Below are 24012 nucleotides of genomic sequence, written 5' to 3'. Positions count from 1 at the left end.
AACAAGGACCCGTCCATGAAAGCGTTCGGCAAGATCCTGGGCATAGCCGTCCTCGCCCTGCTGCTACTGGTAGTCGCCGCCGGCTTCATCCTCACCCACTTCTTCGACCCCAACGACTACAAGGACGAGATCCGCCAGCTCGCCCGCGACAAGGCCAACCTGGAGCTGGACCTGCGCGGCGACATCGGCTGGAGCCTGTTCCCCTGGCTCGGCCTGGAGCTGCACGACACCAGCGTGGCCAGCGTGCGCAGCCCGGACAAGCCGTTCGCCGACCTGCAGCTGCTCGGCCTGTCAGTGCGGGTGCTGCCGCTGCTGCGCCGCGAAGTGCAGATGAGCGACATCCGCGTGCAGGGCCTGACACTCACGCTGAACCGCGACAAGGCCGGCAAGGGCAACTGGGAAGACATCGGCAAGCCGGCCCAGCCCGCCGGCGCCACCCCCGCCACGCCGGCCGGCCAGGCCGGCGCGCCCGCCGAAGCGCCCAAGGCTCCGGGCGAAACCGCTTCCACGCCGATGAAGCTGGACATCGACAGCCTCAACGTCAGCGGCGCGCGCATCGACTACAGCGACGAGCAGAGCGGCAAGCAGTACACCGTCGAAGGCCTGGACCTGAACACCGGCGCCATCCGCGAAGGCAGCAGCATCCCCTTCAAGCTCAACGCCTACCTGGGCACCAACCAGCCGGTGACCCGCGCCAAGACCGAGCTGACCGGCAACCTGCGCTTCGACCGCGCGCTCAAGCGCTACCAGTTGGAAGACGCCAAGCTCTCCGGCGAACTGGCCGGCGACCAGTTGCAGGGCCGCACCGCGACCTTCTCCGCCCAGGGCCAGCTGCTGCTCGACCAGGCCGCGCAGGTCGCCGAATGGAACGGCCTGAAGCTGTCGATCAACCAGCTGCGCGCCCTCGGCGAGCTGAAGGCGCGCAACCTCGACAAGGAGCCGCAGTTCACCGGCGGCCTGTCCATCGCCCCGTTCAACCTGCGCGAATTCCTCGAAGGCCTCGGCCAGAAACTGCCGGAGATGGCCGACGGCAACACCCTGACCAAGCTGGAACTGGCCGCGCGCCTGGACGGCAGCCGCAACGCCGTCAACCTCAGCGACATCCAGCTCAAGCTCGACGACAGCAGCTTCAGCGGCCGCCTGGGCCTGGCCGACATCGCCAAGCAGGCCGTGCGCGCCCAGCTCAGCGGCGACAAGCTGAACCTCGACCGCTACCTGCCGGCCAAGGCCGCCAAAGGCGCCGAGGCGGCCAGCGCCAGCCGCAAGGCGGAAGTCGACGCCACCGTCGCCAGCGCCACCGGCAAGGGCGACAGCCCGCTGCCCAACGCCCCCACCCAGCAGGCCTGGAGCGACGCCCCGCTGCTGCCGCTGGCCAAGCTGCGCACGCTGGACCTGGACCTCAACCTGAACCTCGGCCAGCTCACCCTCGACAAGCTGCCGATCGAGAACGCCGTGCTCAAGCTGCGCGGGCAGAACGGCCAGTTCACGCTCGACGACATGCGCGGCGAACTCTACGACGGCCGCTTCAACGCCAAGGCCAGCCTCGACGTGCGCCAGGACGTGGCGCTGCTGGCGGCGCAGAAGCACATCGAAGGCGTGCCGGTGGAGAAACTCCTCCAGGCCCAGGGCCAGAAGCCGCCGGTCACCGGCCTGCTGAACCTGGACGCGGACATCACCACCCAGGGCAACAGCCAGAAGGCCTGGATCGACAACCTCAACGGCAAGGCCAACTTCAAGCTGAGCAAGGGCGTGCTGCTCAACGCCAACCTGGAAGAGCAACTGTGCCGCGGCATCGCCACCCTCAACCGGAAGAGCCTGAGCGCCGAGCACGGCGGCAAGGACACGCCCTTCCGCGAACTCAACGGCAGCCTGACCTTCCACAACGGCGTGGCCAGCAACCCCGACCTGCGCGTCGCGGTGCCCGGCCTGACGGTGAAGGGCGACGGCGACCTCGACCTGCGCGTGCTGGGCATGGACTACCGCGTCGGCGTGATCATCGAAGGCGACAAGAGCGACATGCCCGACCCGGCCTGCGAAGTGAACAAGCGCTACGTCGGCATCGAATGGCCGCTGCGCTGCCGCGGCCCGCTGGAACTGGGCGCCAAGGCCTGCCGCCTGGACCAGGAAGGCATCGGCCGCATTGCCGGGCAACTGGCCGGCCAGCGCCTGAACGAAAAACTCGAAGAGAAATTCGGCGACAAGGTCAGCCCCGACCTGAAGGACGCCCTGAAGAACCTGCTGAAGAAGAAATGACCCCCGAACGCTTCAATACCGCGGTCCTCGACTGGCACGACCGCCACGGCCGCCATGACCTGCCCTGGCAGCGCGACATCAACCCCTACCGGGTGTGGGTGTCGGAAATCATGCTGCAGCAGACCCAGGTGAGCACCGTGCTGGGCTACTTCGACCGCTTCATGGCGGCGTTGCCCACGGTCGCCGACCTGGCCGCTGCACCCGAGGACGAAGTCCTGCACCTGTGGACCGGGCTGGGCTACTACACCCGCGCGCGCAACCTGCAGAAGACCGCGAAGATGGTGATGGAGCGCCATGGCGGCGAATTCCCCCGCGACCTCGAGCAGCTCACCGAGCTGCCCGGCATCGGCCGCTCCACCGCCGGGGCCATCGCCAGCATTTCCATGGGCCTGCGCGCGCCCATCCTCGACGGCAACGTCAAGCGCGTGCTGGCCCGCTACCTGGCCTGCGACGGCTACCCGGGCGAGCCCAGGGTGGCGAAACAGCTGTGGGAAGCGGCGGAACGCTTCACCCCGCACGCACGGGTCAACCACTACACCCAGGCGATGATGGACCTGGGCGCCACCCTCTGCACCCGCAGCAAACCCAGCTGCCTGCTGTGCCCATTGAGCGAGGGCTGCCGCGCCCACCTGCTCGGCCGCGAAAGCGCCTACCCGGTGCCCAAGCCGCGCAAAGAGCTGCCGCAGCGGCGCACTCTGATGCCGATACTGGCCAACCGCGAAGGCGCCATCCTGCTCTACCGGCGCCCGTCCACCGGCCTGTGGGGCGGCCTGTGGAGCTTCCCGGAACTGGACGACCTCGCCCAGCTCGACCCGCTCGCCGCGCAGCACGCCCTACGCCTGGGGCAGCGCCACGAACTGCCCGGCCTGACCCATACCTTCAGCCACTTCCAGTTGGCCATCGAGCCCTGGCTGGTGCGCGTGGAAGACGCAGCCAGCGGCGTGGCCGAGGGCGACTGGCTCTGGTATAACCTGGCCACCCCGCCGCGGCTCGGTCTCGCGGCCCCGGTCAAGAAGCTGCTCAAGCGGGCAGCCGACGCGTTGAATGCAGGAGAGATGACATGAGCCGAATGGTGATGTGCCGCAAGTACAAAGAACAGCTGCCCGGCCTCGATCGCCCGCCCTACCCCGGCGCCAAGGGCCAGGACATCTACGAGCACGTGTCGAAGCAGGCCTGGGACGAGTGGCAGAAGCACCAGACCATGCTGATCAACGAGCGCCGGCTGAACATGATGAACGCCGAGGACCGCAAATTCCTCCAGGGCGAGATGGACAAGTTCCTCTCCGGCGAGGAATACGCCCAGGCCGACGGCTACGTCCCACCGAGCGCGTAAGCTCCGGTATTAACTGAAAATTTTTTCGCGGCACGCTTGACACCCTTTCGGAAAACCCTTTTAATGCGCGCCACGTTGCCCAGGTAGCTCAGTTGGTAGAGCAGGGGATTGAAAATCCCCGTGTCGGCGGTTCGATTCCGTCCCTGGGCACCAAGACTCCGAAAGGCCCCTGCGTTCACCAGAACCAGGGGCCTTTTGCATTTCCGCCCTCAGCCGATCACGGCCGCGCTTCCGCCACTGGTCGCCCGCCCGGCGAAACTCCCCTGATTTCCGTTGTCTACTGGCGCGTAGCACAACGTTTTTTCAGAATGATGACATTCCGGATGATTTCCGCCCGAGGGATGGGATACTTTCAGGCCCTTCGATGCCTGAAAAGGGAGTGCTCGTGCATCCTCTAAAACGCTGGTGGCAACAACGCGGCAACCTCGCGACGCTTGCCATCCTGTTCCTGGCGATCCCGCTGGCTAGCCGCCACGCCTTTGGCTGGGGCAACCTCTATGGCTACCTTTCGGATCTGGCCATCGGCAGCCTGCTGGTCCTGCTGCTGCACCGCCTGCGCCTGTTCGTAGCCCTGCCGATCATGCTGCTGTGGGCGCTGATGACGATCGGCAACGCCGAGCTGGTCAGCGCCGTGGGCCGCATGCCCGATCCCAGCGACCTGCACTTCATGGCCGACCCGACCTTCGTCGGCAACTCCACTCAGGGCGGCGGCATCGCCCACCCGTGGCTGGCCGGCGCGCTGCTCGGCGCCATCGTGCTCTGCGCCGTGCTGTGGCGGCGCCGCGAACAGCGCCTGTCGCGCTTCGCCTATGCCGTGCCGGTGGCCCTGCTGGGCGCCCACTTCGGCCTGCAGTACGTGATCCCCAACGACGTCGACGTGTGGAAGCAGTTCAACCTGCCGCACCGCCTGCTGGCCGGCGTCGCCAGCCAGGGCCAGCTCGCCGCCGAGGACTGGCTGGCCGGCGACCAGGGCGACACCCCGCCCGACGTCACCGGGCTGACCCAGCTCGACCTCTCCGGCACCCCGCTGCTGTCCGGCCCGGGCACGGCGAAGAACGTGCTGATCATCACCATGGAAGGCATTCCCGGCGCCTACGTGGCGACCAACCGCGCGGCGCTGAGCAGCAGCTACGAAGAATCCATGATGCCCAGGCTCAGCGCCTGGGCCGAACGCTCGATGACCACCCCGGACTACGTGGTGCACAGCCACCAGACCATCCGCGGCCTCTATGCCCTGCTCTGCGGCGACTACAGCAAGCTGGACAACGGCACGCCCAAGGGCGTCGAGCTGCTGTCCAACCCCGGCCGCGCCGCCGAGTGCCTGCCGGCGCAGCTGCGCCAGCACGGCTTCAGCACCCACTTCCTGCAGGGCGCCGGCCTGCGCTTCATGGCCAAGGACAAGGTGATGCCGGCCATGGGCTTCGACAAGACCCTCGGCCGCGACTGGTTCAAGAAGAAGCCCTACCTGGAGTTCGCCTGGGGCATGGATGACAAGGCCTTCTTCGAGGGCGCGCTGGACTACGTCGGCGAGCTGCGCAAGAACAAGAAGCCGTGGATGCTCACCCTGCTCACCGTCGGCACCCACCAGCCCTACTCGGCCACCCCGGAATATCTGGCCAAATACCCCACCCCGCGCCAAGCCGCGGTGGGCTACCTGGATGACGCCGTCGACGCCTTCCTCGCCGGTCTGGAGAAACAGGGCGTGCTCAAGGACACCCTGGTGATCGTCACCTCCGACGAATCCCACGGCATCGACAACGTGCGCCTGGCCTCGTCCTGGGGCCTGAACCTGGTGCTGGCCCCCGAGCAGGCGGCGCTGCCGCCGGTGAAGAGCGGTGTCTACGGCCACGTCGACATGGACGCCTCGATCCTCGACTACTTCGGCTTCACCCCGCCGAAGGACGTTTCCGGCCGCTCGCTGTTCCGCGAGTACGACAAGGGTCGCGAGATGGTCTCCTTCACCAACGGTATGCTGCGCTTCCACGACGGCAAGCAGACCTTCACCGAATGCGACTTCCAGCAGGTCTGCCGGCGCTACAAGAGCGATGGCTTCATCGCCGACAGCGCCCAGTTCGTCGGCCGCTTCAGTGGCCGCGACGCCCGCCTGGTCGCCGCCCGCGCGGGCATTCTGGATCATTCGGTGATCGGTAACCCGATGGGCCGCGAATACCAGTTCGCCACCCAGGAGAAGATCCGCATCAAGCCGCAGGTCACCAACGAGTACACCGACAACCTGATCGGCGCCCAGTACCTGGAGTTCCCGGCCGACAGCCACACCACCGTGAGCCTGAAGATCCGCGCCCTGCAGATGGACAAGGCCGGCGCCAGGGTGCAGCTGAAGACCCGCGAGTTCGAGCGCCCGGTGGACCTGGCGATCCCCGAGTTCCCGCTGCTGACCCGCGACAAGCCGCTGCAGGTGACCTTCGGCTTCGACAACGAGCGGGCGCGCAAGGCCTTCTCCTTCCACCTGCTGGCCGAAGGCAAGGGCATCATCGAGATCACCGATTTCCACGTGCAGACGCAGCCGCGCAAATCGGCCATCGATGCCAGCGAGCATCCCACCCGCCTGGCCGACGGCAGCGTGCTGCCCGGCCCGCGCATCGGTGGCCGCCCGGCGCTGATGGCCGGCCAGCTCGACCAGCTCGACGAAGAGAGCCGCGACAGCAACGCCGCCGAGCCGCAGATCACCCAGTGAACCCGGGCCCCGACCAATGTCGGGGCCTGCGGTCTTTTCCCCCGCCGGCGAAGCTGGCACTATCGCGCCCCGCGTTTCGCCGGCCCCCTCGCCAGGCTTCCGGACCCCCGGTGTTCAGCCCAGGCGACAAGGCACTGCGGCAATGCGACAAGATGCCACCATCCAGGCCCGGCGCGGCCCCCGGACGCTTGGCGCCCCCCGGGTCGCGTGATAGGTTGCGTTCGCCAGGAAGGCCCTACCCCCTGCCGCGGCGCGCCGCGAAGCATCCGAACAACAATAGAGGAGCCCCCAATGGCCGAGGCCATACCCGCACTGGAAATCCGTAACCTGCACAAGCGTTACGGCGACCTGGAAGTGCTCAAGGGCATTTCCCTGACCGCCCGCGAAGGCGACGTGATCTCCATTCTCGGCTCCTCGGGTTCCGGCAAGTCGACCTTCCTGCGCTGCATCAACCTGCTGGAAAACCCCCACCAGGGCCAGATCATCGTCGCCGGCGAAGAACTCAAGCTGAAGAAGGCCAAGGACGGGGCGCTGGTCGCCGCCGACAACCGCCAGATCAACCGCCTGCGCAGCGAACTGGGCTTCGTCTTCCAGAACTTCAACCTCTGGCCGCACATGAGCATCCTCGACAACATCATCGAGGCGCCGCGCCGCGTGCTGGGCAAGAGCCGCGCCGAAGCCATCGAGATCGCCGAGGCCCTGCTGGCCAAGGTCGGCATCGCCGACAAGCGCCACAGCTTCCCCGCGCAGCTCTCCGGCGGCCAGCAGCAGCGTGCGGCCATTGCCCGCACCCTGGCCATGCAGCCCAAGGTCATACTGTTCGACGAGCCCACTTCCGCACTGGACCCGGAGATGGTCCAGGAAGTGCTCAACGTGATCCGCGCGCTGGCCGAGGAAGGCCGCACCATGCTGCTGGTCACCCACGAAATGAATTTCGCCCGCCAGGTTTCCAGCGAGGTGGTGTTCCTCCACCAGGGCCTGGTCGAGGAACAGGGTTCCCCCGAGCAGGTCTTCGGGAACCCGCAGTCCGCGCGCTGCAAGCAGTTCATGTCCAGCCACCGCTAACGGAGCAACTTTGCATGAAGAACTATAAGAAGATCCTTCTGGCCGCTGCCGCCACCCTGGCCTTCGGCGCCCACGCGGTCGCCGCCGAGAAGCTGCGCATCGGCACCGAAGGCGCCTACCCGCCCTTCAACGGCATCGACGCCAGCGGCCAGGTGGTCGGCTTCGACCTCGACGTCGGCAAGGCCTTGTGCGCCAAGATGAAGGTCGAGTGCGAGGTGGTCACCTCCGACTGGGACGGCATCATCCCGGCGCTGAACGCCAAGAAGTTCGACTTCATCGTCGCCTCCATGTCGATCACCGACGAGCGCAAGCAGGCGGTGGACTTCACCAACCCCTACTACACCAACAAGCTGCAGTTCGTGGCGCCCAAGTCGGTGGACTTCAAGACCGACAAGGGCTACCTGAAGGGCAAGGTGATCGGCGCCCAGCGCGCGACCATCGCCGGCACCTGGCTGGAGGACAACATGTCCGACACCGTCACCATCAAGCTCTACGACACCCAGGAAAACGCCTACCTGGACCTGTCCTCGGGCCGCCTGGACGGCGTGCTGGCCGACAAGTTCGTGCAGTACGACTGGCTCAAGAGCGACGCCGGCAAGGACTTCGAGTTCAAGGGCCTGCCGGTGTTCGACAACGACAAGATCGGCATCGCCGTGCGCAAAGGCGACCCGCTGCGTGACAAGCTGAACGCCGCCCTGAAGGAAATCGTCGACGACGGCACCTACAAGAAGATCAACGACAAGTACTTCCCCTTCAGCATCTACTGATGCCAGTCCGGCGCGCCCTGTGATCCAGGGCGCGCCCCTTCAGGCGTGATCCCCATGATTTTCGACCTGCACGGTTTCGGCCCGCAGCTGGCGGCCGGCACCCTGATGACGCTCAAGCTGTCCCTGGCCGCGGTCTGCCTCGGCCTGCTCCTCGGGCTGCTCGGCGCCATCGCCAAGACCTCGAAGAATGCCTTGCTGCGCATGCTCGGCGGCGCCTACACCACCCTGGTGCGCGGCGTGCCGGAAACCCTCTGGGTGCTGATGATCTACTTCGGCACCGTGGCCGGGCTGAACGCCCTGGGCGACCTGTTCGGCAAGCCCGACCTGGCCCTGAGCCCCTTCGCCGCCGGCACCTGCGCCCTGGGCCTGTGCTTCGGCGCCTACGCCACCGAAGTCTTCCGCGGCGCCCTGCTGGCCGTGCCCAAGGGCCACCGCGAGGCCGGCCAGGCGCTGGGCCTGTCCGCCCCGCGGATCTTCTGGCGCATCGTCCTGCCGCAGGTGTGGCGCGTGGCCCTGCCGGGCCTGGGCAACCTGTACCTGATCCTGCTCAAGGACACCGCCCTGGTCTCGCTGATCACCCTCGACGAGATCATGCGCAAGGCCCAGGTCGCCTCCAACGCGACCAAGGAGCCCTTCACCTTCTACATGACCGCCGCGCTGATCTACCTGGGCCTGACCGTGTTCGTCATGGCCGCCCTGCACTTCCTGGAGCGCCGCGCCGGCCGCGGTTTCGTGAGGAACGAGCTATGACCGACATGGAGCTGATCCTCAAGTGGCTGCCGAAGATGCTCCAGGGCGCCGGGCTGACCCTCGAGCTGCTGGCCTTCGCCGTGGTCGCCGGCCTGGCCCTGGCCGTGCCGCTGGGCATCGCCCGCGCCTCGCGGCACTGGTACGTGCGCGCGCTGCCCTACACCTACATCTTCTTCTTCCGCGGCACCCCGCTGCTGCTGCAGCTGTTCATCGTCTACTACGGCCTGGCGCAGTTCGACTCGGTGCGCCAGGGCCCGCTCTGGCCGTACCTGCGCGACCCATACTGGTGCGCGCTGCTGACCATGACGCTGCACACCGCGGCCTACATCGCCGAGATCCTCCGCGGCGCCATCCACGCCATCCCGGTGGGTGAAGTGGAAGCCGCGCGGGCCCTGGGCATGTCGCGCCGCCAGGCACTGCTGCACATCATCCTGCCGCGCGCCGCGCGCATCGCCCTGCCGGCCTACAGCAACGAGGTGATCCTCATGCTCAAGGCCAGCGCCGTGGTCTACACCGTGACGCTGTTCGACATCATGGGCATGACCCGCACCATCATCGCCCGCACCTACGAGGCCATGCTGTTCTTCTGCCTCGCCGGGGTGTTCTACCTGGTCATCACCCTGGTCCTCACCCGCCTGTTCCGCCTCGCCGAGCGCTGGCTGCGGGTGGACTCCGTGCAGGGGCGCTGACCGGCGCTTCCCGGACGTGGCGGGGCCGCTATAATCGCCGCCCCGCCACTCATCCCCAGCGCACCGCCGTGGCCAACCGCCTCACCGACGACGTCCTGCTCCAGCGCTTCCAGGCTCTGGACGCCTTCCTGCTCGCCCACCAGGGGCTGTGGCGGCCCAAGCCCTTCACCCTGCTGGAACTGCCCTGGGAAGCCGAACACCGGGAACTGGCCACCTGGCTGCGCGGGCGCGACCTGGAACAGGCCGACGCCGCGCACAACCAGCCCGAACGCCTGCCCGCCCCGGCGCCCTTCCCGGAGCTGGCGAACCGCGCCGCGCAACTGAGCGAAGTCGAGGACCTGCCGTCACATCCGCTGCCCAGGCTGCCGGCGCAGTTCCAGGTCGACGTGCCTGGGCGCAAATGGCAGCAGATCGAGGCCTTCGCCAGCCGCCTGGACTTCGCCACGCCCTCCGTGCAGTGGCTGGACTGGTGCGCCGGCAAGGGCCACCTCGGACGCCTGCTGGCCCATGGCGGGCAGCCGCTGCTGAGCCTGGAGCGCGACCTCGCGCTGGTCAGCGACGGCCAGCGCCTGAGCGACCGTCTGGGCCTGCGCGCCATGCACGTCGAGCAGGACGTGCTCGCCGGAGGCGCCGCCCGCTACCTGCAGCCCGGCCAGACCGCCGTGGCGCTGCACGCCTGCGGCGACCTGCACGTCCAGTTGCTGCGCCTGGCGGCAAGTAAGCGCTGCCGGCAACTGGCGGTGGCGCCCTGCTGCTACAACCGCATCGCCAGCGAGCACTACCAGCCGTTATCCACAGCCGCGGGTGCTTCCCGCCTGAAGCTGGATCAGGACGACCTGCGCCTACCGCTCGCCGAGACGGTCACCGCCGGCGCCCGGATACGGCGCCAGCGCGACAACTCCATGGCCCGGCGCCTGGCCTTCGACCTGCTGCAGCGCGAACTGCGCGGCGAGGACAGCTACCTACCGGTGCCCTCGGTGCCCGCCGACTGGCTGCACAAACCCTTCGCCGACTACTGCCGCGACCTGGCCGCGCTCAAGGGCCTGCCCCGCCCCGCCGAGCGTGACTGGAGCGCGCTGGAGGCCCAAGGCTGGCGGCGCCTGGCCGAGGTGCGCAATCTCGAACTGGTGCGCGGCCTGTTCCGCCGCCCGCTGGAACTCTGGCTGCTGCTCGACCGCGCGCTGTTCCTCGTCGAGCAGGGCTACCGGGTACGCCTGGGGCGCTTCTGCGCCAGCCAGGTCACGCCGCGAAACCTGCTCATTCTCGCCGAGCACGTCTAGTACGAGCGTTCCAGAGAGAAGCCCACAGAACCTGTGGATAACTCTGTTGAGAACACCGGGAAAATCGCTCACGCGGCCCGCTGCTGGCCTGTCGGCGCGGCTCTGTTCGAATTTTGAACAGACCAGATAATTTCTTTTAAAAACACACACTTAGGGAAAAACTGAAAAACGCTGAGGCTTTTTTAGCACTAGCCGCCAAGCCATGCCCCGGCATTGTGCATAAGCACTGCTGCCGGGGCCGCGTCGCACACCGAGCGGGCACATCCTGTTTCGCGGAACGCTCGCATAGTGCTTTCAGGAACGGATTGTTGCCCATTTGCAACAATCCGCTATTTGTCATTAGCTGCCTAGGCAGTATTATTTCGAAACAGATTTCCTGCCTAGACAGTTATTAGCCTTGCCATGGATCACTACCGCGTCACGGACTTCCCGTTCAGGGGCTCGATCGGCCAGTTGCTGGGGCTGGCGGCCATCCTCAAGGACCGCCTGCTGGACAAGCACCTGATCCACCTGGACATCACCGCCGCGCAATTCAAGGTGCTGTTCTTCATCGGCCAGAACCGCGCCAACACCCCGGGCGAGCTGTGCCGCGAGCTGTCCATCGACAGCGGCTCGATGACGCGCATGCTCGACCGCCTGGCGAAGAAAGACCTGCTGCTGCGCCAGCCCTGCCCCAACGACCGGCGCAGCGTGCGCCTGCAGCTCAGCCCCGCCGGCGAGGCGGTGAACGCCCAGGCGCCACAGATCGCCGTGCGGGCGATGAACGAACTGGTCGGCTGCCTCAGCCCCGAGGAACTGCTGACCCTCACCCGGCTGCTGGACAAGATCCTCGCCAGCCATGGCGTCGCGCCCGGCGCGACCCAGGAGAAGTAGGCCATGCGTGCATTCCGCTTACCCGCCGCCACCCTGCTGGCCAGCGCCGTGGCGCTGGCCGGCTGCGTCAGCTCCTCGGGCCTGGCGCCCAACGGCAAGGCGCTCGACAGCGCCTCGCTGCAGGCTGGCCGCAGCCTCGACGGCACACCGCTGTCCAGTGCCGCCTGGCCACGCCGGAACTGGTGGAGCAGCCTGGGCGACGCCCAGCTCGACAGCCTGATCGACGAGGCCCTGAAAGGCGCACCGGACCTGCAGATTGCCGACGCCCGCGCGCGCCAGGCCGCCGCCGCGGCCAACGCCGCCGATGCCGAGCGCATGCCCACGCTCAATGGCAAGGCCAGCTATGCGGGCATCCGCGCGCCCACCAGCGTGCTCCCCGCGCCAACGGGCGGGCATTATTCGGCGGTGAAGTACCTGTCCCTGGGCTTCAACTACGATTTCGACCTCTGGGGCGGCCAGCGCGCCGCCTGGGAAGCCGCCCTCGGCCAGGCCAACGCCGCCGAGGTGGACCGCCAGGCCGCGGCCATCACCCTCTCGGCCAACGTCGCCCGCGCCTATAGCGAGCTGGGCCACGCCTTCGCCGTGCGCGACCTGTCCCGCGATGAGCTGGAACGCTCGCAGCGCCTGTTCGAGCTCAGCCGCAAGCGCATGGACGCCGGCCTGGACAGCAAGGTGCAGTTGCAGCAGGCGCAAACCCAGGTGGCCAGCGCCCGCCAGCAGCTGGCCGCCGCCGAACAGCAGATCGCCAGCGACCGCATCGCCCTGGCCGTGCTGCTCGGCCAGGGACCGGACCGCGGCCTCGACCTGCAGCGCCCGCAAGCGCTCAAGACCGACGCCCTGAGCCTGCCGCCGAACCTGCCGGCGGAACTGCTCGGCCGCCGCCCGGACATAGTCGCCGCACGCTGGCGCGTCGAGGCCGCGAGCAAGGACATCCAGGCGGCGAAGACGCAGTTCTACCCGAACCTCAACCTGGGCGCGATGGTCGGCCTGGCCAGCATGCACACCAGCGACCTGCTGGAGGCGCCGAGCCGCTTCTACCAGATCGCCCCGGCCATCTCCCTGCCGCTGTTCGACGGCGGCCGCCTGCGCGCCAACCTGGCCGGCAAGGACGCGGACTACGACCTCGCCGTGGCGCAGTACAACAAGACCCTGGTCGGCGCCCTGGGCGAGGTCAGCGACGACCTCGGCCAGTTGCACTCGCTGGAGCAGCAACTGGTCGACCAGCGCGAGGCCCGCGACATCGCCAAGTCCAACTTCGAACTGGCCATGCGCCGCTATGGCGAAGGCGTCGGCAACTACCTCGACGCCCTCAGCGTGCAGCAACAACTGCTGCTCGCCGAGCGCCAGCTGGCCAACCTGGAAGCCCAGCGCATCGACCTCTCCGTCCAGCTGGTGCAAGCCCTGGGCGGCGGCTTCCAGGCCGACTCCGTTCCCCCGTCTTCCGCCCCGCTCGCCCAGGCGGGCGCAGCTGCCGTGCACTAAGAGGCAACCGCCATGACCACCGATACCCAAGAAACCACCGGCGGCAACCCCCAGCGCAAGCGCTGGCTGCTGATCCTGCTGGTCGTCGTCATCCTCGCCGGCATCGCCGCGGCGCTCTGGGAGTTCCTCTACGGGCGCTGGCACGAAGACACCGACGATGCCTACGTCAACGGCAACGTGGTGCAGATCACCCCGCAGATCACCGGCACCGTGGTCAGCATCGGCGCCGACGACGGCAACCTGGTGCACAAGGGCCAGGTGCTGGTGAAGTTCGACCCCAGCGACGCCGACGTGGCCCTGCAGCAGGCCGAAGCCAACCTGGCGCGCACCGTGCGCCAGGTGCGCGGGCTGTTCAGCAACGTCGACGGCTACAAGGCCGACGTCGCCGCGAAGAAGGTCGCCCTGGCCAAGGCCGAGGCCGACTTCAAGCGCCGCCAACACCTGGCCGACGACGGCGCCATCTCCCGCGAGGAACTGGCCCACGCCCGCGACGCGCTGGATACCGCGCGCAGCTCGCTGACCAGCGCCGAACAGCAGCTGGACACCAACCGCGCGCTGGTGGACGACACCGTCGTCGCCTCCCACCCGGACGTCAAGGCGGCCGCCGCCAAGCTGCGCCAGGCCTACCTGGACGACGCCCGCGCGGTGATAGTCGCGCCGGTGACCGGCTACGTGGCCAAGCGCACCGTGCAGGTCGGCCAGCGCGTGCAACCGGGCACCGCGCTGATGGCGGTGATCCCGCTGGAGCAGGTGTGGATCGACGCCAACTTCAAGGAAACCCAGCTGCAGCACATGCGCATCGGCCAGCCGGTGGAGATCCGTTCCGACCTCTACGGCAGCTCGGTCAAGTACCAGGGCAGCGTGGAAAGCCTGGGCGTCGGCACCGGCAGCGCCTTCTCCCTGCTGCCGGCGCAGAACGCCACCGGCAACTGGATCAAGATCGTCCAGCGCGTGCCGGTGCGCATCCGCGTCGACGCCAGGCAACTGGACGAGCATCCGCTGCGCATCGGCCTGTCGATGGACGTCAACGTCGACCTGCACGACCAGAGCGGCCCGGCGCTGTCGCAGCAGCCGCCGAAGGAAGCGCTGTTCTCCACCGACGTCTACCAGCAGCAACTGGCCTCGGCGGACCAGCTCATCGAGCAGCTGATCCACGCCAACATGGCCGACGGCCGCGGCCGCAGCACCGCCGCGCGCTGAGCCCGGAAGCATCATGAGCGAGAACAGCAGCAACGGCGCCTTCAGCCCGCCCAGCCTGGTGATGGCCACCATCGGCCTGTCCCTGGCGACCTTCATGCAGGTGCTGGACACCACCATCGCCAACGTCGCCCTGCCGACCATCTCCGGCAACCTCGGTGTGAGCGCCGAGCAGGGCACCTGGGTGATCACCTCCTTCGCGGTGAGCAACGCCATCGCCCTGCCGCTGACCGGCTGGCTGAGCCGCAAGGTCGGCGAGGTACGGCTGTTCATCGCCGCCACCCTCCTCTTCGTGATCGCCTCCTTCCTCTGCGGCGTGGCCCAGCAGATGGGCATGCTGGTGGGCTTCCGCGCCCTGCAGGGCTTTGTCGCCGGGCCGCTGTACCCGATCACCCAGACACTGCTGATCTCCATCTACCCACCGGCCAAGCGCGGCATGGCCCTGGCGCTGCTGGCGATGGTCACGGTGGTGGCGCCCATCGCCGGGCCCATCCTCGGCGGCTGGATCACCGACAGCTACAGCTGGCCGTGGATCTTCTTCATCAACGTGCCGATCGGCCTGTTCGCCGCCTTCGTGGTCTACCAGCAACTGAAGAAACGCCCGGTGGTGATCAAGCACGCGCCCATGGACTACATGGGGCTGATCCTGCTGGTCCTCGGCGTGGGCGCCCTGCAGATCGTGCTCGACAAGGGCAACGACCTGGACTGGTTCGAGTCGAACTTCATCGTCGGCGGCACCGTGGTGTCGGTCATCGCCCTGGCGGCCTTCGTCATCTGGGAACTGACCGACAAGCACCCGATCGTCAACCTGCGCCTGTTCGTGCATCGCAACTTCACCTTCGGCACCCTGGCGCTGGTGGGCGGCTACGCCGGCTTCTTCGGCATGAACCTGCTGCTGCCGCAGTGGCTGCAGACGCAGATGGGCTACACCGCCACATGGGCGGGCCTGGCCGCGGCGCCGATCGGCATCCTGCCGGTGTTCCTCTCGCCGCTGGTCGGCCGCTACGCCAACAACTTCGACCTGCGCATCCTCGCCGGCCTAGCGTTCCTGGTGATGTCCGTCACCAGCTTCATGCGCGCCGCCTTCAACACCGAGGTCGACTACTACCACATCGCCCTGGTGCAGACCCTCATGGGCCTGGGCGTGGCCTTCTTCTTCATGCCCATCCTCAGCATCCTGCTCTCCGACCTGCCGCCGGACCAGATCGCCGACGGCTCGGGCCTGGCCACCTTCCTGCGCACCCTGGGCGGCAGCTTCGCGGCCTCCCTCACCACCTGGATCTGGGACCGCCGCGCCACGCTGCACCACGCCCACCTGACGGAAAGCCTGAGCACCTACGACCCGGCCACCCGCGACGCCCTGGACCTGCTCGGCGGCGCCAACCAGCACGGCGCGGCCATGCTCGACCGCATCGTCGAAGGCCAGGCCTACATGCTCTCCACGGTGGAATACTTCACCCTGCTCGGCTGGCTGTTCCTGACCCTGCTGGCCATCATCTGGCTGGCCAAGCCCCCCTTCGGCGCCAAGCCGGGAGCGGCCGCCAGCGGCCACTGAGCGAACGGGCACCGGCTGAAAAATCAGAGGTTTACACCGCCCGGCGCGTGGCTATAATGGCGTCCCTCCTTGCCGGTATAGCTCAGCTGGTAGAGCAACTGACTTGTAATCAGTAGGTCCCGGGTTCGACTCCTGGTGCCGGCACCATCAAATACAAGCACTTAGGCCCGCCTCGCAGCGGGCCTTTGTGTTTCTGCTCAACGCATTGCTCAACGGGCGCAGATTGCTGCCCCCTGAAGGCGCTCCAACGGGAGCCGTCGTCGTCCTGCCGTATCCTCTACCCAACCAGGATCAGAGGTCCACAAACCACCGGTAGAAACGCTGCCCGGCGTAGATCGCAATCCCCACCGTCGCGAGGGATAGCAGCGGATATTTGTCCTCGATGCCGAGCCACCACTGGATCTTGAACAGGAAGGCCTGGACCAGAACGTAAGTCAGCCCTCCTAATCCGAGTCCAGCCAGGTAGAACAGCCGATCGCCAAGCGTTGGGGCGTTGCCATGCCAGTTTTCGCTCAGGCAGAAGGGACAATGATTGGTGTGAGGCCTACTCCCCCACACACCTCGACGATAGGTCGTACGTGGAACCATCGCTCGACCACAGCCATGACACAACTCAACTGCACGCTTCATATCCATCCCCATCAAGCACTGATGGCAAGAAGCATCCCTCAGCCCTTCGATATCCCAAGTAGCTCATCCCCACGATCTCCCTAACCAATCCACTTCCAACGAAGTAAACAGTTTGAACCACGAGAGAGCACAGGTATGCTCAAAGCACATTGCCACTCAAGTCGTGCGGGCTTGATTCTCTCCTTTGGAAAGAAAATTTGACGCCAGCAGGCCCCTCTAAGGAAAGAGCATGTTCGACCAATCGTTCTGCGAAGCATCCATTACTAGAATGCTCCGAAAGAGTGACTTTATAAAACTACCTTCGCTTCGCGATGAGAACACTAAGGATCGAGCTATAGCGGAAGCTGTAGCTCGTTCCAGAAGTGGATTCGCAGGGGTTAGTTTTTTAGAAAAGTCAAAACTTCGCGGGAAGTCAATTTATAGCATACCAGACTATTCTGACGAACTGGTCCTAAGAAAAATAAACAAAAACATCCGAAAATGCATTGGAATAAGAGAACCCAATAGAGACTCGATAACTCGAAACCTTAGAAGCCTACTATCTGAAGGCGTAACATATCGCACCTACAGACTAGATATAAGAAGCTTTTACGAGTCATTCAATACACCAAGTGTAATCCATGAAGTACTTAAAATACCCGAGCTTAGCCCTGGAACAAAAAAGCTGGTCAACGAAATCCTGACTCATTACAGCTCAAATGGCGGTCTTGGCATCCCTAGGGGACTTGCGTTAAGCGCTACCCTCTCGGAAATAATGATGCGCTCATTTGACGAAGAAATAAAACTCCACCCAGAAGTATTTTTCTACTCAAGGTACGTTGACGACATAATAATAACCAGCAAAAATGAAGAAGAAAGCGATTTTTTAAAATCCATAAAGAGGCTACTTCCCAAAGGCCTCTTCTTAAATACACAAAAAACAAAATTCTTCGAAACCCAAAGCAATGTCAAGCCACATAAAACAGGAGAATTGGCGCCCGTCGTCCTTTCCATGGAGTTTCTTGGCTATAAAATCATTGTATCTGAACCAGAAAAAACCACAGAAAAGTCACAATTTAGGGACGTTCATCTAGACATTGCAGATGGAAAAGTCAAAAAGCTAAAAACAAAAGCAACAAGGGCAGTAATTAGATACTGTCAAGATAGAGATTTTGACCTCTTGATTTGTAGGTTAAAGTTCTTAGCCTCTAATTTTAGTGTGCTTGATGCTGACCGAGAGCGAAAGCGCCTTGCAGGCATATATTATAACTACCCTCTAGTCGACCCATACAAATCCGACTCCCTTAAAGTTCTTGACCAATACATCAAAAGAATTGCGCTCTCAGGACACGGGAAAATATTTGACGATTTTTACTCGAAAACAACAGACGCCCAACGGCGACAGATATTAAAAGTGAGCTTCTGCAATGGCTTTCGAGAAAAGACTTTCCTAAATTATTCCCACCAGAAGCTGAAGAAAATTCAAGAGTGCTGGTTATATGCCTAACCCGAATGAAAACAAAATCAAGAAAAGCGATATAAATAGGGTTTTGGTCACCGAAACCATCCCCTATGAAACCCCGATAATATTTTCAAATGATGGCTTCTACAAAATATGCAACCTAGACAAAAGCAACCATGATGTTCTTAACAGGATATTTCAAACATTAGTTCTCGGGGAGAAGCGGAGTAAATTCTTCACCACCCCATACCAATATAAAATCAGGAAGAATTTTCTTGAGTATAGAAAGCTCTCAGTAATCCATCCGATTTCACAATGGGAGATGAAAGATTTCTACCAAAAGCATGAAACCCTGATCTGCCACTACTGCTCCGAAAGCACATTTACCCTGCGCGCCCCCCTCAGGACTGCAAGCGTCTTTTACTACAAGAACTCTTGGGAGAATATTGGAAAATACAAACGCGGAGGAGTTGAGGAAGAGGAAAATGAGATGCGGAGCAAGCATAGCTCCTCATTTTATACGTACCGAGGATATGATCGACTTTACAAATTTTTCAACTCAAGTGAGTTTCTATCACTTGAAAAAAAATACTCCAACCTAATAACACTCGATGTATCCAAATGCTTTGACAGTATCTACACGCACTCTATTGCCTGGGCGACCAAAGAGAAGCAGTATGTAAAGTCAAAACTTGGCGCAGCCACATTTGGCGCAGCCACATTTGGCGCAGCCTTCGATACCCTTATGCAGAGAGCAAATTACAATGAAACCAACGGCATACTAATCGGACCAGAAATCAGCAGAATATTTGCGGAAATAATTTTTCAAGATATCGACGCCAAAGTCAAAGAAAGGCTGAGGAAAAGCCCTTTTAATCTTGAGCAAAAAAAGGACTACGACATAAAACGATATGTCGATGACGTCTTCATTTTTGCGCTCAACGAGAAATCCGCCAGAAAGATTCACGAAATATACTCTGACCACCTAACACAATACAATCTGCACACAAACTCTTCTAAATCCCAAGAATATAGCCGTCCGTTTTTCACCCCCAAGTCCCGAGTAATAAGGGAAGTAAACGCAAAGGTTAATGAGTTCTTCGAAAAATTCCTAGAAAGCAAAAGCGAAAACTCCGTCCTAACTCCGCTCGAAATACATCGAACAGACAGAATGGCACATAGCTTCATTGACTCAATAAAGTCAACGTGCTCTAGCAATAACATTGAATACGACGAAGTTTCCTCCTATCTGATTTCCGCCTTTTTTGAAAGAACCAAAAGACTTATAAACATTGAGAAAATAGACAACCCAACCGACCTGAAAAACTACAAAGACACATCAATTTTATTTGTCGACCTTTTATTTTTCTTCTATTCCGTAGCGCCATCCGTCAGTGCCTCATACAAGCTATGCGCCTCAATTATATTGCTAGCCAGGTTTTCAGAGTCACACCTTGAAGCTCATGAACACACATTAAAGCATCGTATATACCAACACACTCTCGAATTACTAGACAGCGATTTCTCAACAAACACAGCAGATGTTGAGAACTTCATCTTCCTTGAGGCACTCAATATAGTCCTCGCCGCGAGTGAGATGGGCGACGAGTACCTACTCCCGCCACATGTCGTCAGCAAAGTCTTCAACCAAAAGAACTCCTACTATGACTTAATCGCATGTCTTTTTTACATAAAGGACAAGCCCGAGTATTACGAAATCCATGAAAGAACTGTAAATGAAATAGACAAAAAACTTGCTGACCTTAGCTCAATACAGATTCATTCGGAACTTGCCTGCCTTTTCCTAGACTCAATATCCTGCCCTTACATCAACCGCCGGAAAAAGGAAAAATGGATTCAAAGGATATATCGAGTCACAAGCACACCACGCCCGTCATCTCAGGCACTCCGAGAGTTCATCAACAACTCATCAAATTACTTTTGGTTCACTAACTGGAATGAAGTTGACTTGCTCAACGCCCTAGAGCGAAAAGAGTTGAGGCACGTATACTAATCATGTTATTTTCAAGTAGTGGAAGGTAGCCAACATGCTCTCCACGCTGGATGCGTTTTCGATCTGGCGATTTACCTACGTATTGAACTGCGCAGGCACTTTTTTTGGGTGAATGCAAAGGAATTTCGCGAGGAGCGGCCCCAATACATCGTGGCTGCACACACTTAGAGATGAGGCTACCTTTCACACACCTGTTTTTCGGCACAAAAACGGTCAGAAAGCGCCTCAACGGCTATAAAATCTGCTGGAGCATGACACTCCCGTCCAATTGGAGTTGAAGCATGCCTACAGATCTCGTCACCATTCGCCAGCTCTGCAACGCCTTACAGATCAGTAACGCTACCTTGTGGCGCTGCCGCCAAGAGCCTGGCTTCCCCTCCCCATACAGAATCGGCCGTTTAGTCCGCTTCAGCTTGTCTGAGGTGGTCCTTCATTTTCGTCGCTGACCGGCCTCCCCGCCTCGTTACCTATCATCTCCAGTCGCTCTCGCAGTGAGAGCGGCATCCCCTGGAACATCAGAACTCATGAGCAGCACACCCAACCAGGATGCGCTGGACGCGCCATTGCCTCTCCTAACGGCTAGCTCCTCCGCTTCTCCTTACCCGATCAACTGCCTCCCACCACTGCTGCGTGACGCCGCAACTGCGATAGCCAAGCACGTGCAAGCCTCCGCGGCCATTGCAGGCCAGTGCCTGCTGGGAGCCGCCACGCACCTGCTTCAAGCTCGCTTGAACGCACCATCCATTAATAATCCAGCGGGCATGCCCTGCAGCCTCTTCCTGCTTTCCCTCGGCAGCTCCGGCGATCGCAAAAGCGCCTGTCGTGACCTGGCGTTCACACCGATCGATCGACATGAACACGCGGCATACACCCGCTACCAGGCAACGACGAAGAGCGCGCGCCAGAACAAGCCAAACAACTCCCTGGATAAGGGAGAGAATGTTCCCCCAGCACTGCAGGATCCACGCACTCAACTCACGGATGCGACCTTTGAGGGAGTCGTGGGCGAATTCATCCGCGGGAAGTCAGCCTGCACCTGGGATACGGATGAGGGGAGTCAGCTACTCAGTGGCGCCTCTCTGAAATCCGATCATGCAAGCTCGATCATTGGCGGCTTATGCCGAGCCTTCGACAAGGGGAGCTTCGACAGGCTCCGGTCGAAGAACAACTCGGAAACCTCTGGCACTGCCTACAACAGGAGGTTGAGCATCCATCTACTCGCCCAACCGGAAGCACTTCTGGCCGCACTCTCTCAACCATTGCTTATCACCCAAGGATTCCTCCCACGCTTCCTGTTCACAGCTCCGGAAAGCCTGGCAGGCACGCGTTTGCTCACCGAGCAGATGCTTGAGCGGCCACCTCACGTCATCGCAGCCCTACAGGCATTCTGGGGGCGTTGCGAAGAACTACTGGAAACACCGACTTTCGCCCACCCAGATACTGCGGAGATAAATCCCCCAGTGCTCGACCTGACGAGACCGGCCCAAGACGTATGGCTCGATTTCTACAACGACGTGGAGGCCCAGATGGGCAACGCCGGCCAATACGCTCTAATCCGGCCGTTCGCTGCACGGGCTGGAGAGCAGGCACGCAGGGTAGCCACTGTCCTGGCCGGGTTTGCAGGGGCAAATCGCATTAACGAGACAGCCATGGAGCAAGCATGTCGCCTGGTAGAACACTCCGTGACTGAATGGCATCGCCATTCCACGGCGCGGAGTGCTGATCCGCAGCTTGTCGCTGCCAAAGATCTTCTCGACTGGCTCAAAGCCAAAGGGTGGAACGACTTCCATCGCGACAAGCTGGGGAAGTCGGGGCCAAGCTATGCCCGCAAGGCCAAGGCGCGCGACGGACTGCTGGAGGTGCTGATTGAGCACCGGCAGTTACTCAGCGTCGACAACAAGGTTTTCCACCTGAATCCGCTTGCGGAAGTCGAGGATGTTGCGGAGACCTAGACACTCAGGGCTTCGCAGCATGACTAAGCGTCGAGGAGAGTATGCGGACCTGTATTGGATCCGCAGAAATCCGCAGCCACGCGCGGCCTGATGGCCCCTGAAATCAGGGGAGCTTCCGCAAGCTCCTCTGAATCCGCAGGAACGATACCTGCAACAATCGGCACTGCGGGTGAAGCTACATGCTCATAGAGCTCATAGCAGGCTCATAGAAACCCCATAGCGGCCCATAGCCGCTCATATCAGCGCCCCTCGCCGAGAACGTAAATCGCCCAACGACGCTCCCCTTGCTGCATCAGAGCGCCCTGTTCTTTCATCCGTTTCAGCAGCTTTGCCGCCTGGTCCGTAGACAACCGGCACAGCTCCATCACATCCGCGCGCCTGATTTGCCCATGCTGACGTACGTAGCTAAGCACCATCTGCTCGTGCTGAATCACCGAGAATCCCAGTTGGCGCGTATAAGCTGCTTTGTCGCCAACGGCCTGATAAAGGCTGGCCGAAAGTGTATAGCTACGCGCTCGGGTGGCACCGTGGGCCTCGACAAGACCGGCTTCAGTTAGGGCCTCTAGGGTGCGTTTGGCGCTGGTGGCATCGCGCTGTATGCGCTCAGCTAGTGCGTCAGCAGTAAGGCGCTTGAGCTCGCGCAAAGCCGCCAATGCAATCAGGCTGTCAATTGGCAACTCGGCGTTGCGGCGCCGCTCCTCCTCGACCACCAGGCGGCGGAACTCGAGGTCAGCCTCGGTGGTGGGTAGCCGCAGCACCACATTCTGCGCACTAGTGTGACTGTAATCCGGAGCAGGCCGGCCAAACTTGAGCAGACCGCGGAATATCTTGTCCACTCCGCGGCCCGAGCGCTCGACCACACCAATACGCTTCATTGCATCCGCTAGCGCTGGGTTTCGGGGACGCGGCTCAGTGACAAGCAGGTTAGCCAGGGTGACGCCATCAACCAGCCCACCGGGGTTACTGACCACCAGGGCATCGTCTTCTAGGCGTACATGGACAGCACCAAGGCGATGGTAGTCGCGGTGAATCAGAGCGTTAGCAACCGCTTCCCGGAAAGCGCCGAGATCTACCTTAGGAACGGGAACGCGGAACAAGCCGACCTGCAACTCTTCCTCTGGGTTATAGGGGCGAAAGTTGGTCTCTAACCAGTCCAGCGCCTTTAGCAATGGGAAGCGGCGAAACTCGTTGAAACGCACCGCTTGCTGAGCCAAAACCTGGAAGGCGAATTCATGACTGGGTACCAACTGACGCAGAGAGGTTTCCCGACCGACCAGCAGCAACCCCGTCAGAGTCGGCACACGCGAACCGTCGGACTGGCGCGCAGTGAGCAGCAGAGCGCCATCAAGGGCCTCGTCGTCAAGCTCAAGCAGAACGCGGTCGCCGCCGTATTGCTGTACAGCTTGACGCAGGCGCTCGCGCTCCAGCGGGTCGAGGTCAGCCAGGGTAGCGCCGACCACCGGTTGGGCGGAGACATCAATCAGGCCAAAGCTTGAGGCACGACTAGATCGCTCATGAGGCAGCATGGCCACACATTCAGGAGTGCCGTCATGTTTGAGGCGACGACGCAGGTATACGCCGGCCGTGGTTGCCACTTCCCCCTGAGACTTGGGCACGCAGATTCGCGCCACGCTAACACCAGCCACCTCAACCGCCTCGGCCTTCACAGATAGCGACGGAGAGGTACGCGCAGCCACCATGCCAGCCAGCCCATCTAATAGTTGATGCTCGGCATGCAGGCCTGTTGGTGTGCCGTCGTCCTCAATCCCCAACCACAACTCGCCACCCTCGGCATTGGCTAGGCAAACCAGCGCCTCAATCAACTCGCGGTCAGACAGTTTCTTCAGGTCGCTTTTGAACTCGACAGTCAGGGTTTCGCGGAGCGGCGGGAGGTTGGTCATTACGTGGTAGTCCCTTCGAGCAGCAAGCTAAGACACCCCTGACTGAGCATGACAGGAAAGGAAGCATTCTATCCCCTGCCAGATTCCTGTCAGCCTCCCCACGTAGCAAATTGCCTTCGCTGCGCGACACGTTCA

Annotated in this window: 18 protein-coding genes and 2 tRNA genes; 18 read left to right on the top strand and 2 right to left on the bottom strand. The window is 62.3% G+C overall.

The window, feature by feature from the left end; all coding sequences use genetic code 11:
- The first annotated feature begins 15 nt into the window (after nt 1–15).
- From FG99_RS06770 to FG99_RS06700, 15 genes are all read left to right on the top strand, one after another.
- Nucleotides 16–2253, top strand: a complete 2238-nt coding sequence (locus FG99_RS06770; protein ID WP_043268342.1) for an AsmA family protein — start codon at nt 16–18, stop codon at nt 2251–2253.
- The gene (mutY, locus tag FG99_RS06765; RefSeq protein WP_043268340.1) at nt 2250–3317 is read left to right on the top strand and encodes an A/G-specific adenine glycosylase; all 1068 of its coding nucleotides are present in this window, start codon (nt 2250–2252) and stop codon (nt 3315–3317) included. Before FG99_RS06770 ends, mutY begins: the two co-directional genes overlap by 4 nt.
- On the top strand, nt 3314–3586 hold the full coding sequence (locus FG99_RS06760) for an oxidative damage protection protein (RefSeq protein ID WP_009613840.1): 273 nt from the start codon (nt 3314–3316) through the stop codon (nt 3584–3586). The genes mutY and FG99_RS06760 overlap by 4 nt, the downstream gene beginning before the upstream one ends.
- A gap of 77 nt (nt 3587–3663) precedes the next feature.
- A tRNA-Phe gene (locus FG99_RS06755) sits at nt 3664–3739 on the top strand.
- Nucleotides 3740–3971: 232 nt separating this feature from the next.
- On the top strand, nt 3972–6281 hold the full coding sequence (locus FG99_RS06750) for an LTA synthase family protein (RefSeq protein WP_043269102.1): 2310 nt from the start codon (nt 3972–3974) through the stop codon (nt 6279–6281).
- 291 nt (nt 6282–6572) lie between these two features.
- A complete protein-coding gene (locus FG99_RS06745; protein WP_043268338.1) occupies nt 6573–7346 on the top strand; it encodes an ABC transporter ATP-binding protein in 774 nt (257 codons plus the stop codon).
- 14 nt (nt 7347–7360) lie between these two features.
- Nucleotides 7361–8113, top strand: coding sequence for an ABC transporter substrate-binding protein (locus FG99_RS06740; RefSeq protein WP_043268336.1), 753 nt, complete (start codon nt 7361–7363; stop codon nt 8111–8113).
- 54 nt (nt 8114–8167) lie between these two features.
- On the top strand, nt 8168–8863 hold the full coding sequence (locus tag FG99_RS06735; protein ID WP_009613853.1) for an ABC transporter permease: 696 nt from the start codon (nt 8168–8170) through the stop codon (nt 8861–8863).
- Nucleotides 8860–9552 (top strand): ABC transporter permease, encoded by a 693-nt coding sequence (locus FG99_RS06730; protein ID WP_043268334.1) that lies wholly within the window; start codon nt 8860–8862, stop codon nt 9550–9552. The genes FG99_RS06735 and FG99_RS06730 overlap by 4 nt, the downstream gene beginning before the upstream one ends.
- A 68-nt stretch (nt 9553–9620) precedes the next feature.
- On the top strand, nt 9621–10832 hold the full coding sequence (locus FG99_RS06725) for a methyltransferase (RefSeq protein WP_043268332.1): 1212 nt from the start codon (nt 9621–9623) through the stop codon (nt 10830–10832).
- Nucleotides 10833–11234: 402 nt separating this feature from the next.
- The gene (locus tag FG99_RS06720; protein ID WP_043268330.1) at nt 11235–11705 is read left to right on the top strand and encodes a MarR family winged helix-turn-helix transcriptional regulator; all 471 of its coding nucleotides are present in this window, start codon (nt 11235–11237) and stop codon (nt 11703–11705) included.
- Between the two features lie 3 nt (nt 11706–11708).
- The gene (locus tag FG99_RS06715) at nt 11709–13187 is read left to right on the top strand and encodes an efflux transporter outer membrane subunit (RefSeq protein ID WP_043268328.1); all 1479 of its coding nucleotides are present in this window, start codon (nt 11709–11711) and stop codon (nt 13185–13187) included.
- Between the two features lie 12 nt (nt 13188–13199).
- Nucleotides 13200–14387 carry an HlyD/EmrA/EmrK family protein gene (locus FG99_RS06710; RefSeq protein ID WP_009613863.1) on the top strand — a complete coding sequence of 396 codons (1188 nt, stop codon included), beginning with the start codon at nt 13200–13202 and terminating at the stop codon, nt 14385–14387.
- Between the two features lie 13 nt (nt 14388–14400).
- Entirely contained in the window at nt 14401–15939 is a 1539-nt protein-coding gene (locus tag FG99_RS06705) for a DHA2 family efflux MFS transporter permease subunit (protein WP_043268326.1), read from the top strand.
- Between the two features lie 71 nt (nt 15940–16010).
- A tRNA-Thr gene (locus FG99_RS06700) sits at nt 16011–16086 on the top strand.
- Nucleotides 16087–16230: 144 nt separating this feature from the next.
- Here the strand turns inward: FG99_RS06700 and FG99_RS06695 are convergent.
- Nucleotides 16231–16569 carry a hypothetical protein gene (locus tag FG99_RS06695; protein ID WP_141766289.1) on the bottom strand — a complete coding sequence of 113 codons (339 nt, stop codon included), beginning with the start codon at nt 16567–16569 and terminating at the stop codon, nt 16231–16233.
- 229 nt (nt 16570–16798) lie between these two features.
- On the opposite strand from FG99_RS06695, the gene drt3a reads away from it, so the two are divergent.
- From drt3a to FG99_RS06690, 3 genes are all read left to right on the top strand, one after another.
- A complete protein-coding gene (gene drt3a / locus FG99_RS31110) occupies nt 16799–18055 on the top strand; it encodes an antiviral reverse transcriptase Drt3a (RefSeq protein WP_081884583.1) in 1257 nt (418 codons plus the stop codon).
- Nucleotides 18048–20024 carry an antiviral reverse transcriptase Drt3b gene (gene drt3b / locus FG99_RS31105; protein ID WP_081884582.1) on the top strand — a complete coding sequence of 659 codons (1977 nt, stop codon included), beginning with the start codon at nt 18048–18050 and terminating at the stop codon, nt 20022–20024. Before drt3a ends, drt3b begins: the two co-directional genes overlap by 8 nt.
- A gap of 524 nt (nt 20025–20548) precedes the next feature.
- Nucleotides 20549–21976, top strand: a complete 1428-nt coding sequence (locus FG99_RS06690; RefSeq protein ID WP_043269101.1) for a DUF3987 domain-containing protein — start codon at nt 20549–20551, stop codon at nt 21974–21976.
- 239 nt (nt 21977–22215) lie between these two features.
- Here FG99_RS06690 and FG99_RS06685 read toward each other — a convergent pair whose 3' ends face one another.
- Complete coding sequence (locus FG99_RS06685) at nt 22216–23877, bottom strand: ATP-binding protein (protein WP_043268322.1); 1662 nt, start codon at nt 23875–23877, stop codon at nt 22216–22218.
- Nucleotides 23878–24012: the final 135 nt, after the last annotated feature.

Origin of the sequence: Pseudomonas sp. AAC, from assembly GCF_000725445.1 — a bacterium.
Lineage (GTDB): Bacteria > Pseudomonadota > Gammaproteobacteria > Pseudomonadales > Pseudomonadaceae > Pseudomonas > Pseudomonas citronellolis.
This window is presented reverse-complemented; position numbering and strand designations above follow the sequence as displayed.